Below are 15,169 nucleotides of genomic sequence, written 5' to 3' on the forward strand. Positions count from 1 at the left end.
TCGTTAGCCTTTCTGATCGTTCCCACGCTCTGCGTGGGAATGCAGCCCGGGACGCTCCGCGTCCCATCAACAGCCGAACGCGGAGCGTCCGTTGAGGCATTCCTTTGCTGCGCGTGGGAACGATCCGCCATCCCCCTAGCAAGGGGATGGCGGGTTTCGTCGTTCCAGCCCTAGCGCATCAAACCGTATCCACCTTCAACGAGTGATCGTTGAGCATGCCGGTGATGATGGTCGCCGTGTCATGTCCGCCCGCAACCACCCCGCCCGCTCCCGGTGTGACGCCGTAGTGGCTGGCCAGGTTGACGCCGGCCAGGTCGATGGTCTGGTTCGGCGTGGCGCCGGCCATGGCGCTGACGTCGATGCTGGTGACGAGGGTGGCGCCGCTGCCGGTGACTTTGAAGTGCAGGTAGTCATCCAGCGACGCTGCGGTGCCGTTTTCGCCTTGCAGCAGTTGCGACAGGTCGAGTTTGTCGGTGCCGGGGGTGAAGTCGGTGACCACGTCGTGGCCGCTGTTGCCGGCCAGCCACTGGAAGGTGTCGGCACCCGCGCCGCCGGTCAGGGTGTTGTTGCCCAGGCCGCCGATCAGGAAGTCATCGCCACCACCACCGTTGAGCACGTCGTTGCCCAGGCCGCCGTTGATCACGTTGCTGTTGTTGTCTCCGGTCAGGGTGTCGTTGAAGTTGGAACCGGTCAGGTTCTCGATCCCGGTGAGGGTGTCGGTGCCGGCGCCGAGGGTGTTTTGTGCGGTGAGCAGGCTCAGGTCGACGGTGACGCCGGCCGTGGCGTGGGCGTAGCTGGCAGTGTCCGTGCCAGTGCCGCCGTCGAGCAGGTCGTTGCCCGGTCCGCTGTACAACAAGTCATTGCCGGCGCCGCCGTGCAACTCGTTGTTGCCTGAGCCGGCGGTGAGCACGTCGTTGCCGTCGCCGGCGTTGAGGACATTGTTGCCAGTGCCCGCGACCAACACGTCATCGCCCGCCGTGCCGGTGAGGGTGTGGCCGTCCTGGTAGCTGATGGTCACGTTCGCCGTGTCGCTGCCGCCATGGTTGTCGTTGGCGGTGTAGGTGCCATGGTAGTCCGGGGTGACATCGTGGGCCCCGGCGTAGTTGACGGTCATGGTCAGTTGGTAGTTCTCGGCCGCTGTCGGGCTGCTGCCCGTGGTGTTGCTGATGTTGGTGACGTGGATCTGGTAGGTGCCATCGGAGGTCGCGGTGATGGTCCCGCCATCGGCGATGCTCACGAACGCGCCGCCGTTGAGCGAGTACTCCATTGTCACGTGACCGGCCGCCAGGTTGTGGTCGAGGTTGAGGGTTTCGCCTTGTTTCAGTTTGACGGTGATGAGGTCTTCATCGTTGGCGTTAGCCGTGGTGACGGTGCCGAGGTAGCCGCTGATCACCAGCACGGCGGTCATCGCTGCCGTGTTGGCCGCAAACGCGTTACGCACATCGGCCAGTGCCTGGTTGGCGGCGGTGTTGCCGGTGCCGGCAAAGCTGATCGCGCCCGTGCCGGTGAAGTCCGCGCCCTTGGCGGCCCAACCGGTGTTGAACGTGGTCGGGGTGGCCGTCATCGGATCGCCATTGGCGTCGGTGTCGTTGGCCAGCAGCAGCTCGCCCGGCACCACAATGGTGCCCGACAGCACGTTGGTGATGATGTGGTCATCCGCTGCCACCGGTGGTGCGTTCGGAATGACTTTGACCGTCAGCGTGGAGCTGGCCAGGTCGCCGTCGTTGTCGCTGACGGTGAAGCCGATGTTTTCGGTGATCACCACCGCCGTGGTTTTTTGCGAGGTGTAGGTGTATTCACCGGTATCGAGGTTGATCACCAGGGTGCCGCTGTTGTTGGTGGCGATGCTGATGCTGTTATCGGCGGTGTTGAAGGTGCCGTGGTTGGTGCCGCCGCTGAAGGTCAGCGAACCCTGGTTGCTGTTGCCTTTCGGGTCGTAGGTGTAAGTGGTGCCGTCGACCACGATGGTTTTGATGAAGCCGCCATCGGCACCGAACGAACCGCCCTCCAGCAACGTGCCGGTGACCGGCGCGCCTTGCACCGTGCCCGAGAGCACCGAGTTGAGCTGGTTGAGGTCGGTCACCACCACCGCGTTGGTGTCGGTGTGGGTGCTGCCGTCATAGGCCAGCGGGTTGAGGTTGGCATTGCTGACGCCGCTGCCAAGGCCGATCGCATAGTTCTTGATGCCGTTGGCGTCGAGAAAAGCCTTCCAGGCGACCTCATCCGCCGTACCGGTTTCCTGGCCGGAGGTGGGCTTGCCGTCGGAGAAGAAGTACCCGACGTTCTGCGCCCCGGTCAGTTGCCCCGGTGTGCCAAACGCCAGTTTCGCCGCCGCGACTGCTGCGTCGTAGTTGGTGCCTCCGCCGGCGGTGAGCGAGGCGATGATCGACTTGGCGGTCGCCACATCGACCCAGACTGTGGTCTTGTCGGTGGCACTGCTGCTGAAGGTGACGATCTGCACTCGCACGTCGCCGAGGTCATCGTACTTATCGAGCAAGGCGCTGATAGCCTGCTTCGCCAAGGCTATCCGCGACAGGCCGGGCACGCCGGAAGCATCCGCCATACTGCCGGAGACATCGATCACCAACAGCAGGTTGGAATCGATTTCCACTGCGGTGACCGAACGGTCCGACGCCACGGCTTTGGGCACGTCATCGACGATGTTGACCACGATGGTGCTGGTGGTGCTGTTGCCCAGGGCATCGGTGGCTTTGTAGGTGAAACTTTCGCTCAGGGTGTTCGCCCCGTCGTTAGCGTTCGGCGAGGTTTTTGGCGCCGAGGTCAGGGTGTAGGTGTAGCTGCCGTCCGGGTTGATCAGGATTTGCCCGTAGGTTCCGGTGGCGCTGCCGACCACGCTGTAAGTCAATGGACCGGTGCCGCCGGTGACCGAACCGACCAGCGTGCCGGTAGCGGTTTCGCCGGTGTTGGTCGGGTCGCTGCCGGTGACCGTGCCGGGGGCCAGGTCGAGGCCATCCTTGCTCAGGTCGAGGGCTTTTTCGAAGACCGTCACGTCCTGATCGACCACCGCTTTGAGGCCGCTGTCGTTGACGTTGATGGTGATGGTGGTGGTGCTTTCGTCGCCGTCGGAATCGCGCACGGTGTAGACGAACGTATCGGTCGCCCCCGCCACGCCGACCGAGTTCGGGTTGCTGTGGTACACGGCGTTGCCTGCCGCATCCAGGGTCAGGTAGCCGTAGGTGCCGTTAATGTTGGTGCCCAAGCCACCCACCGCCGAAGTCGCGGTGTTGCTGCCGGCGCGCACACCGACCACCGCCCCGCCCGCCGCCGCGCCATCGGCACCCAGCACGTCGTTGCCGAGCACGCTGATGTTGACGGTTGCGCCTTCGGTTACGGTGCCAGTGTTCGGCGCAGCGGTTGGCAAGTCATCGACGATGTTGACGTTGATCTGCCCCGACGCGGTGCTGCCGTCGGCGTCCGTGGCCACCACGTTGATGTTCTCGGTAATGCTGTTGGCGCCGTTGGCGGTCGGATGGGTTTCGTTGTCCACCAGGGTGTAGCTGTAGCTGACCACGCCGGTGGTGGCGTTGTAGCCGGTGACGGTGAACGTGCTGCCGAGCGCCGTGGTGACCGATTGCGGGAAGCCTGCGGCCACGCCGCCCGCGACCACATGAATGCCGCCGACATCAAGGGTTTGCAAGCCGTCCAGCGCGGTGACGGTGAAGGTGCCGTTTTGGGTCAGGGCCGGGGTGTTGGGGCTGGTGCCGTCGCTGAGGTTTTTCTCGTAGACGGTCAGTTCGCCGCCGGTGACGTTGAGGCCATTGAGGGTGACGGGATCGTCGTTGTTGTGGATTTGCAGCACCAGGTTGGCGGTGCTGGTGTCGCCGTCCGCGTCGGTGATGGTGTAGGCGAACGTCTCCGTGCCGTTGCCGCCGCCGTGCAGGTTTTTGAAGTCGGCATCGTTGGTGTTCAGCGTGTAGGTGTAGGTGCCGTTGGCATTCAGCACCAAGGTGCCGTAAGTGCCGGTGAAGGTGCCGGGGGTGACCGGCCCGGCGTTCGGCCCGGTGGCAACCTGGTCCGCGCCCTGAATGTCGTTGGTCAGGACGTTGCCATTGAGGGTCAACGCAGTCTCTGAGGCCACACCACTGTTGCTGTCGTTTACCGCTTTTGGCACGTCATCGACGATCTGCACGACGATGGTGCTGGTGGTGATGTTGCCCAGGGAATCGGTGGCTTGGTAGGTGAAGCTTTCCGTCAGCGTATTCGCGCCGTCGTCGGCATGCGGTGTGGTGGTCGCCGGCGAGGTCAGGGTGTAGGTGTAGGTGCCGTTGGGGTTGAGCACAATCTGGCCATAGTTACCATTGGCGCTCCCCACCAGGGAATAAGTGATCGCGCCGATCGCCCCGGTGACCGAGCCGACCAGTGTGCCGCTGGCAGTTTCGCCGGTGCTGGTCGGGTCGCTGCCGACGACGGTGCCGGCCGCCAGGTCCTGGCCATCTTTGGTCAGGTCCAGGGCTTTTTCGTAGACGGTCACGTCGGTATCGCTGACCGCTTTGATGCAGCTGTTCGAGACGTCAATGGTGATGGTGGTGGTGCTTTCATCGCCATCGGCATCGCGCACGGTGTAGACAAAGGTATCGGTGGCGCCCGGGGCGTTCACCGCGTTGGGATTGCTGTGATAGACCGCGTTGCCGTTGGCATCCAGGGTCAGGTAACCATAGGTGCCGTTGATGTTCGAGCCCAGGCCACCGATGGCCGAGGTCGAGGTGTCACTGCCGGCGCGTACGCCAACGACTGCGCCCGTCACCGCGGGGCCATCGGCACCGCCGATGTCGTTATCCAGCACGTTGCCCGACACCGTCCCGCCCTCAGCCACCGACGCGCTGTCCGGGTGGGCTGTCGGCAAGTCGTCGACGATATTGACGTTGATCTGATTGGTGGCCGTGCTGCCGTCGGTGTCCGTGGCCACCACGTTGAAGTTTTCGCTGATGCTGTTGGCGCCATTGGCGTTCGGATGGGTTTCGGTGCCCACCAGGGTGTAGCTGTAGCTGACCACGCCCGTGGTCGCGTCATAACCGGTGACCGTCAGCGTACTGCCGAGCGGGGTCACGATTGATTGCGGGAAGCCTGCCGCCACCCCACCGACCACCACATGAATGCCGCCCACATCGAGGGTTTGCAAGCCGTCGAGTGCGGTGACGGTGAACGAACCGGTCTGGGTCAGGGCCGGCGCGTTCGGGCTGGTGCCGTCACTGAGGTTTTTCTCGTAGACCGTCAGCTCGCCACCCACGACGTCGAGGCCGTTGAGGGTCACAGGGTCGTCGTTGTTGTGGATGTTCAGCACCAGGTTGGCGGTGCTGGTGTCACCGTCAGAATCGGTAATGGTGTAGGCGAAGGTTTCGGTGCCGTTGCCATTGCCGTGCAGCGCTTTGAAATCCGCATCGCTGGTGTTCAGCGTGTAGGTGTAGGTGCCGTTGGCATTCAACACTAAGGTGCCGTAAGTGCCGGTGAAGGTGCCGGGCGTCACAGGGCCGGTGGTTACGCGATCCGCGCCTTGCACGTCGTTGGTCAGCACGTTGCCGTTCAGTGTCAGCAAGGTTTCCGAAGCCGTGCTGGCGTTGCTGTCGTCGATGGCTTTCGGTACATCGTCGATGACGTTGACGTCCAGCGAACCGTTGGCCGTGGTGCCGTTGTCATCGACCACCGTCACTGCAAATTGCTCAGGCAGGTTATTCGCACCGTTGGCCGTTGGATGCGCATCGTTGCCGTTCAAGGTGTAGCTGTAGCTGACCACGCCGGTGGCTGGATCAAAACCGGTGATGGTCAGCGTATTGCCCAACCCGGTCGGGATGGATTGCGGGAAACCTGCCGCCACGCCGCCGCTGACGACGGTAATGCCGCCGACAGTGAGGGTTTGCACGCCATCGAGGGCGGTGATGGTGAAGGTGCCGCTTTGGGTCAGTTGAGTACTGTCGGGCGCGCTGCCGAGGCTGAGGTTTTTTTCGTAGACCGTGAGTTCGCCGCCCTCGACGTTCAGGCCATTGATGACGACCGGGTCATCGTTGTTGTGGATCTGCAGCACCAGGTTGGCGGTGCTGGTGTCACCGTCAGAATCGGTAATGGTGTAGGTGAAGTTTTCGGTGCCGTTGCCGCCACCGTGCAGCGCTTTGAAATCCGCATCGCTGGTGTTCAGCGTGTAGGTGTAGGTGCCATTGGCATTCAGGACCAGGGTGCCGTAAGTACCGGTGAAAGTGCCGGGCGTCACAGGGCCGGTTGCGACGCGATCCGCGCCTTGCACGTCGTTGGTCAGCACGTTGCCGTTCAGTGTCAGCAAGGTTTCCGAAGCCGTGCTCGCGTTGCTGTCGTCGATGGCTTTTGGCACGTCGTCGATCACATTGACGTCCAACGAGCCGTTGGCCGTGGTGCCGTTGTCATCGACCACCGTCACTGCAAATTGCTCAGGCAGGTTATTCGCGCCACCCGCCGTTGGATGCGCATCGTTGCCGTTCAAGGTGTAGCTGTAGCTGACCACGCCGGTGGCTGGATCAAAACCGGTGATGGTCAGCGTATTGCCCAACCCGGTCGGGATGGATTGCGGGAAACCTGCCGCCACGCCGCCGCTGACGACGGTGATGCCGCCGACAGTGAGGGTTTGCACGCCATCGAGGGCGGTGATGGTGAAGGTGCCGCTTTGGGTCAGTTGAGTGCTGTCGGGCGCGCTGCCGAGGCTGAGGTTTTTCTCGTAGACCGTGAGTTCGCCGCCCTCGACGTTCAGGCCATTGATGATGACCGGATCGTCGTTATTGTGGATCTGCAGCACCAGGTTGGCGGTGCTGGTGTCACCGTCAGAATCGGTAATCGTGTAGGCGAAGGTTTCGGTGCCGTTGCCATTGCCGTGCAGCGCTTTGAAATCCGCATCGCTGGTGTTCAGCGTGTAGGTGTAGGTGCCGTTGGCGTTGAGCACCAGCGTGCCGTAAGTGCCGGCGAAAGTGCCAGGCGTGACCGGGCCAGTGGCCACGCGATCCGCGCCTTGCACGTCGTTGGTCAACACGTTGCCGTTCAGTGTCAGCAAGGTTTCAGACGCAGTGCTGGCGTTGCTGTCGTCGATGGCTTTCGGTACATCGTCGATGACGTTGACGTCCAGCGAACCGTTGGCCGTGGTGCCGTTGTCATCGACCACCGTCACTGCAAATTGCTCAGGCAGGTTATTCGCACCACCCGCCGTTGGATGCGCATCGTTGCCGTTCAAGGTGTAGCTGTAGCTGACCACGCCGGTGGTCGCATCAAACCCAGTGATGGTCAGCGTATTGCCCAAACCGGTCGGGATCGATTGCGGGAAACCTGCCGCCACGCCGCCGCTGACGACGGTGATGCCGCCGACAGTAAGGGTTTGCACGCCATCCAGCGCGGTGATGGTGAAGGTGCCGCTTTGGGTCAGTTGAGTACTGTCAGGAGCGCTGCCGAGGCTGAGGTTTTTTTCGTAGACCGTGAGTTCGCCGCCCTCGACGTTCAGGCCATTGATGACGACCGGGTCATCGTTGTTGTGGATCTGCAGCACCAGGTTGGCGGTGCTGGTGTCACCGTCGGAATCGGTAATGGTGTAGGTGAAGTTTTCGGTGCCGTTGCCGCCACCGTGCAGCGCTTTGAAATCCGCATCTCTGGTATTGAGCGTGTAGGTGTAGGTGCCGTTGGCATTCAACACTAAGGTGCCGTAAGTACCGGCGAAGGTGCCGGGCGTCACAGGGCCGGTTGCGACGCGATCCGCGCCTTGCACGTCGTTGGTCAGCACGTTGCCGTTCAGTGTCAGCAAGGTTTCCGAAGCCGTGCTGGCGTTGCTGTCGTCGATGGCTTTCGGCACATCGTCGATCACATTGACGTCCAGCGAGCCGTTGGCCGTGGTGCCGTTGTCATCGACCACCGTCACTGCAAATTGCTCAGGCAGGTTATTCGCGCCACCCGCCGTTGGATGCGCATCGTTGCCGTTCAAGGTGTAGCTGTAGCTGACCACGCCGGTGGTCGCATCAAACCCGGTGATGGTCAGCGTATTGCCCAAACCGGTCGGGATGGATTGCGGGAACCCCGCCGCCACGCCGCCGCTGACGACGGTGATGCCGCCGACAGTGAGGGTTTGCACGCCATCGAGGGCGGTGATGGTGAAGGTGCCGCTTTGGGTCAGTTGAGTGCTGTCGGGCGCGCTGCCGAGGCTGAGGTTTTTTTCGTAGACCGTGAGTTCGCCGCCCTCGACGTTCAGGCCATTGATGACGACCGGGTCATCGTTGTTGTGGATCTGCAGCACCAGGTTGGCGGTGCTGGTGTCACCGTCAGAATCGGTAATGGTGTAGGTGAAGTTTTCGGTGCCGTTGCCGCCACCGTGCAGCGCTTTGAAATCCGCATCGCTGGTGTTGAGCGTGTAGGTGTAAGTGCCGTTGGCGTTGAGCACCAGAGTGCCGTAAGTGCCGGTGAAGGTGCCGGGGGTGATCGGGCCGGAATTCGGGCCGATGGCCACGCGATCCGCGCCTTGCACGTCGTTGGTCAGCACGTTGCCGGTCAACGTCAGCAGCGTTTCAGATGCGGTGCCGTTGTTGTCATCCACGGCCTTGGGCACGTCGTCGGTGATGTTGATGTCTAGGGAACCGGTGGCCGTGTCGCCATTGGTGTCCCCGGCGACCACGGTGAATTGTTCGCTGAGGTTGTTGGCGCCATCGCCGGCCGAATGGGTGTCGTTGCCGTTGAGGGTGTAGCTGTAGCTCACCACGCCAGTGGCCGGGTTGTAGCCGGTGATGGTCAGGGTGTTGCCGAGTTGGGTGGTGATCGATTGCGGGAAGCCCGAGGCCGCCCCGCCGCTGATCACGTTGATGCCGCCGATGCTGAGGCTCAGCAGGCCATCGGGCGCGGTCACGGTGAAGGTGCCGCTCTGGGTCAGGGCCGCCGGATTGCTCGCCGAGCCGTCGGGCAGATTGGCTTCGTTGAGGGTCAGTTCACCGCCCGCGGCGTCGAGGCCGCCGAGGGTGACGATGTTATTCACCGGCGGCACCACCACGGTGTTGTCGTTCTGCTGCACATCGGCGTTGTGCCGTTCTTCAGGAAACTCCGGAATGCCGCCAAACCCGGCGGTAGGGAAACCGATGTTCGGATCAACCCGCCCGCCCACTTCTTCCAGCAGCACGAAACTGTGACCGCCACCCAAGGCACCGCCAGGCGCACCGGTCGACGTCGGGCCGGCAGCGGTGGCTTCACCGGTCTGGGTCGGGTCGGCGCCGGCCGCGATGGCTTGCTGGAGTTTTTGTACATCGGTCAACTGCGCTTCAGTCGGCGTCACCGCTTCAGGGGTGTCCACGTGGGGCGCCTGATGCGCGAGCAGTTGGGACGTCATTTGCAGGCTGCTGCCTCGCCCAAGCGTCAGCTCCTGGCCATTTTGCAGATGCACCGCCACCGCGCCTTCGGCCCCGGTGACCAACTGGTCGCCGGCAAACAACCGGTCGCCCTCGACCAACGCGCGTCGAGTACCGTCGGCCGCAACCGCAAACACCTGACCAATGACCTTACTGACGATCCCAATGAGCGTAGCCATGTGCAAATCTCCTGCGCTGCCAACCGCTGTCGGCATCTGGTTGCGCGAAGAACGTGCTCATGGCGAAAGCGGGCTTGCCTGGCGGATCGTCTACCGGAATACGTGTTTACCAAGGTAAAACGCATTCCTGGCGACGTTCTCGCCAAGCGTGTCGTTCGCGGGCCATTTGTCCGGCTCGGCATAAAACCCTCTGCAATCAATGGCATCGGGTTCCCACTGCGGAACAACCTCCCTGCGAGCGATGCGTAACGGTCCTGATTCACTCAAGTGACAAAAAAATGTCGCCTCAAAACCGTCCCACTTCCCTCCCCTCCAGCACTTCTTCGCCCTATGTCGCTAAGTGGATGGAACTTTCCTCAAACCCTCTGGAGCTCCCTAAGGCTCATAAATCAAGGGCTTTCGGATTGAACAATGTGCTGGATTTTTCAGAGCGCATAAGTTTTTTTTGACATAAGCCTTATGAGAAATAGTTCTTAGGTTTTCCCTAGAATGTTCTTAGCTCTGTTGTTACAAGAGTGAAACGGTTTCGCCTAATAAAACGTCAAGTATTTGACGACAAGTAAGCACCATCAGGAAACAGGGAGAAGTACCCATGCGCCTTTTAACCCCCCTCTGCAGCGCGGTTTTGCTGGCCATGGCCTGCACTTCTCAGGCTCAGGCCATGTCGTTGACCGACGCAATCCAAAGCACCATCGCGACGCACCCCGAACTTGCATCGCGCGTGGACGCGCGCTTGTCGGCGGATGAACAAGTGAAAGTCGCCAAAGGGGGCTTCTATCCATCGGTGGATTTGAACGCTGCCTACGGGCGCGGCTACAGCGATAACACCAACACCCGGGCCTTCGGCAACCACCACACCGAAATCCTCAATTACACCCAATCTGAATTGCGCCTGCGGCAGATGCTGTTCGACGGGTTCAACACCGCGAACGAAGTCGAGCGCACCAAAGGCGTGTCCAACTCCCGGGCCTATTACGCCCAGGGCACCGCCCAGGATCTGGCCCTGCGCACCATCGAGGTCTACCTCGAAGTGCTCAAGCGCCGCGAGCTGGTGACGCTGGCCACCAACAACCTGCAAGCGCACATGCGGGTCAACGACCAGATCGGCCTGCGCACCCAGCGCGGTGTCGGCAGCAACGCCGACTCCGATCAGTCCACCGCTCGCCGGGCACTGGCGCAGAACAACCTCGACACCGCCGAAGTCGACCTGGCCGACGCCGAGTCGAATTTCTACAGCGTCGTCGGGCGTATCCCCGACGAGCTCGAAACCCCGGCATCGACCCGCGGCGAATTGCCAACCAGCCTGCCGGAAGCCCAGCAGAGCATGGTCGAAAACAACCCGTACCTGAAATCCGCCCAGGCCGACGTGCAATCGGCCGAGAGCCAGTACGAAGTCGCCAAGTCGCCGTTCTACCCACGCTTCGACGCCGAAGCCGCGGTGGGCGCGAACAACAACGTGCAGGGCGATGAAGGCCACGACAACGAGTGGCGCGTCGGCGTGGTGATGAACTACAACCTGTTCCGCGGCGGCAGCGACAAGGCGCGCCTGGCTTCCGATGCGCACCAGATCAACCAGGCGATGGACATCCGCAACAACGCCCTGCGCCAGCTCAACGAGAACATTCACCTGGCCTGGAACGCCATGGTCAATGCCAAGAAACAGACCCCTACCGCCCGCGAATACGCCGAAACCACCAAACGTGTACGCGCGGCCTATCAGGATCAGTTCGGCCTCGGCCAACGGACCCTGCTCGACTTGCTCGACAGTGAAAACGAGCTCTACAACGCCAACCGCCGCTACACCGAAGTGCGCTACACCGAGGAGTACTCGATGTACCGCGTGCTGGCGAACATGGGTCAGTTGCTGAGCAAACAACGGGTGGTGCTGCCCGCCGATGCGATCGCCTCCTCGGAAGTGAAAAACGAAGCGCGTTTGCCTGAACTGAAATAACCCCCCGCGTAGGAGCTGCCGAAGGCTGCGATGTTTTGATTTTGATTTTTTAAGATCAAAAGATCGCAGCCTTCGGCAGCTCCTACACCGGGAGGTGTGTGGTTACCTATGCCAACAGGAGCGATCAATTTGACCAGCATGGAACCCGGCAACACTGGGGTCGATCCGCGCCTGAGCTTCGATGACCCGCTTCTGGACGGTCTGTTGATCCTCTGCAAACTCCACGACGCGGCCGTCAGCCGCGCCAGCCTGAGTGCCGGCCTGCCCCTGAACAAGCAACGCATGAGCCTGGACCTGCTGCCTCGCGCAGCGGCCAGGGCCGGTTTGCAGGCGCGTTTGTTGTGCCGGGATCTGGCGGATATTTCCGCGCTCAACCTGCCCGTTCTGCTCATCCTGAACAATGGTCGCACTGCCGTGCTGCGCCGCTTTGGCGAGGATGGTCAGTTGCTGATCCTGCCCAGCGAAGCCGAGGGCGGTGAACAATGGGTCAGCCGTGAAGAGCTGACCGCCAATTACAGTGGCCAGGCGCTATTCGCCCGGCCGCGCCATGAACTCGAAGACCTGCGCTCGCCGCTGGTGCCGCGAGTCGAGGCGTGGTTTCGCGACACACTGAAGCTGTCGAAATGGCTGTACAGCGATGCGATCCTCGCCAGTTTCCTGATCAACCTGCTGGGGCTGATGGTGCCCCTGTTCGTGATGCAGACCTACGACCGGGTGGTGCCGAACCAGGCGGTTTCGACCTTGTGGGTGCTGGCTATCGGTCTGCTGATCGGCACCGGTTTTGAATTGGTGCTGCGGGTGGTCCGCGCGCACTTGTTGGATACCGCCGGCAAGAAAACCGACGTCATCCTCTCGGCAACCCTGTTCGAACGCATAACCGGCATGTCGATGAAAGCCCGGCCGGCGACCATCGGCGGTTTCGCCCAGAGCATCCATGACTTCCAGGGCCTGCGGGAATTTCTCACCGCCGTGACCCTGACCAGCCTGATCGACCTGCCGTTCGCGGTATTGATGCTGGTGGTGATCGGCCTGCTCGGTGGCTGGCTGGTGGTGATTCCGCTGCTGGCGTTTCCGATCACGATCATTTTCGCCATGGTGATCCAGGTGCGTTTGCGCGACACCGTGCAGAAGAGTTTGAGCCTGGGTGCCGAACGCCAGGCGTTGCTGATCGAAACCCTCGGCGGGCTGGAAACCCTGAAAGCGTGCAGCGCCGAAAGCGAGCGCCAGCACAAATGGGAAAGCACCCACGGCGCCCTCACCCGCCTCGACAGCCATGCGCGCAACCTCTCGGCGCTGGCGACCAACGGCACGCTGTTCATCCAGCAATTCTCCGGCATGGCGACCATCGTCGCCGGGGTCTACAGCATCATCGCCGGCAACCTCAGCGTCGGTGCGCTGGTGGCGACCTACATGCTCGGCAGCCGCGTCCTGGCACCGCTGGGGCAGATTGCCGGTCTGATCACCCGCTACCAGCAAGCGCAACTGACCATGAAAAGCACGGATGCGCTGATGTCCTTGCCACAAGAACGCGATCCGAAACAACGCCCACTGGAACGCACGCAACTGCAAGGCGCGATGGACGTCAGCGGCGTGACCTTCCACTACAACGGCCAGAACGCTCCGGCGCTGGCCAACATCAGCTTCAGCGTCAAACCCGGCGAACGGATCGGCATCATCGGCCGCAGCGGTTCGGGCAAAAGCACGCTCGCTCGTTTGGTGATGGGTTTCTACGCACCGGAAGAAGGCCAACTGCTGCTCGATGGCCTGGACCTGCGGCAACTGGACGTCGCCGACCTGCGCCAACAGATCGGCTACGTCGCCCATGACCTGCCGCTATTGGCCGGCAGCCTGCGCGACAACCTGACCCTCGGCGCCCGTTACGTCAGCGATTCGCGGATGCTCGAAGTGGCGGAATTGACCGGCGTGACCGAACTGGCGCGGCAACACCCGCAAGGCTTCGACCGGCCGGTAGGTGAACGCGGACAACTGCTGTCCGGCGGTCAGCGTCAGGCGGTGTTGCTGGCCCGGGCCTTGTTGCTCGACCCGCCAATCATGTTGCTCGACGAACCCACCAGCGCCATGGACAACAGCAGCGAAGACGTTCTGCGGCAAAAACTCCATAGCTGGGTCCAGGGCAAAACCCTGCTGCTGGTCACCCACCGCACCTCGATGCTGAGCCTGGTGGATCGGCTGGTGGTGCTGGACAACGGGCGGATCGTGGCTGACGGTCCGAAAGAAGCGGTCATCGATGCACTGCGCAAGGGCCGTGTCGGCTCTGCGGCCGTCTAGGAGTTGCCCATGGCTCGCTCATCGTCCGATGTTTCAAAGGATCGCGGCTACTTCGGCAGCTTTAGCAAAAGCGCGGAAAGCGAATACATGCCGGAAACCGCCGGCGCGGCGTTGCAGGATTCTCCGCGCCTGTCGCGGATCACCGTGTGGCTCGCGGCCGGGCTGCTGATCTCGGCGCTGGTCTGGGCCAAGTTTGCGGTGTTGCAGGAAGTCACCATGGGCGAAGGCAAGGCGATTCCGTCGAGCAAGGTCCAGGTGATCCAGAACCTGGAGGGCGGCATCGTCTCCGAGATTTTCGTGCGTGAAGGGCAAATGGTGAACAAGGGCGATACGCTGCTGCGCCTGGACGACACGCGGTTTCTGTCGAACAAGGGTGAGAGCGAGGCGGATCGTTATTCGTTGACCGCGAAGGTCGAGCGCTTGTCCGCCGAGGCCGAGGGGCGGCCGTTCAAGCTTTCCGATGAAGTGATCGCCAAGGCGCCGCAAGTGGCCGAGGACGAACGTTCGCTCTACGATCAACGGCAACGACGATTGGCCAGTGAACAGCGGACCTTGACTGAACAACTTCGGCAAAAAACCCAGGAACTGGCGGAATTCCGCTCGAAACAAGGGCAATTCAGTTCGAGCCTGGCGTTGCTGCAACAAGAGATGAACATGTCCGCGCCGCTGGTGGGCACCGGGGCGGTATCGCCAGTGGAAATCCTGCGGCTCAAACGCAGCGCGGTGGAGATTCGCGGTTCGCTGAATGCCACGACGCTGGCCATTCCTCGGGCGGAATCGGCAATCAACGAGATCAAAAGCAAGATCGACGAATCGGAACAGTCCTTCCGCTCGGATGCGGCCAAGGAGCTGAATGAGAAACGCACCGACCTGTCGAAAATCACCGCCTCCAGCATCGCCATCGACGACCGGGTGACCCGTACCACGGTGGTATCGCCGGTGCACGGGATCATCAAGGTGCTGAAGGTCAATACCATCGGCGGCGTGGTCCAGCCGGGCAGCGACATGGTGGAAATCGTGCCGCTGGAAGACAACCTGCTGATCGAAGCCAAGGTCCGCCCGCAAGACGTGGCGTTCCTGCATCCAGGGCAGAAAGCCATGGTCAAGTTCAGTGCGTATGACTACACGATTTATGGTGGGCTGAGTGCCAAGCTGGAGTTGATCGGGGCGGATACGATTACCGATGACAAGGGCAACAGCTTCTATCTGATTCAGGTCAGGACCGATAAGAATCACTTGGGCGGGGATGTGAAACCGCTGCTGATCATTCCGGGGATGGTGGCGACGGTGGACATTATTACCGGGGAGAAAAGTGTGCTGGATTATCTGCTCAAGCCGGTGCTGAAGGCGCGGACCGAAGCGATGCGCGAAAGGTAGGCTTCACTCACTCCCTGTGGCGA

Annotated in this window: 4 protein-coding genes; 3 read left to right on the plus strand and 1 reads right to left on the minus strand. The window is 62.0% G+C overall.

Features of this window, described 5'->3' with window-relative positions:
• Nucleotides 1-178 precede the first annotated feature (178 nt).
• A complete protein-coding gene (locus ACZ89E_RS14950; protein WP_476255952.1) occupies nt 179-9,529 on the minus strand; it encodes a retention module-containing protein in 9,351 nt (3,116 codons plus the stop codon).
• A 592-nt stretch (nt 9,530-10,121) separates the two neighbouring features.
• On the opposite strand from ACZ89E_RS14950, the gene ACZ89E_RS14955 reads away from it, so the two are divergent.
• From ACZ89E_RS14955 to ACZ89E_RS14965, 3 genes are all read left to right on the plus strand, one after another.
• Nucleotides 10,122-11,480, plus strand: coding sequence for a TolC family outer membrane protein (locus ACZ89E_RS14955; RefSeq protein ID WP_149657083.1), 1,359 nt, complete (start codon nt 10,122-10,124; stop codon nt 11,478-11,480).
• A gap of 129 nt (nt 11,481-11,609) precedes the next feature.
• Nucleotides 11,610-13,769 carry a type I secretion system permease/ATPase gene (locus tag ACZ89E_RS14960; protein WP_476255953.1) on the plus strand — a complete coding sequence of 720 codons (2,160 nt, stop codon included), beginning with the start codon at nt 11,610-11,612 and terminating at the stop codon, nt 13,767-13,769.
• Nucleotides 13,770-13,778: 9 nt separating this feature from the next.
• Complete coding sequence (locus ACZ89E_RS14965) at nt 13,779-15,146, plus strand: HlyD family type I secretion periplasmic adaptor subunit (protein WP_123515350.1); 1,368 nt, start codon at nt 13,779-13,781, stop codon at nt 15,144-15,146.
• The last annotated feature ends 23 nt before the right edge of the window (nt 15,147-15,169 follow it).

It is taken from the genome of Pseudomonas sp. TE3899 (assembly GCF_056279105.1).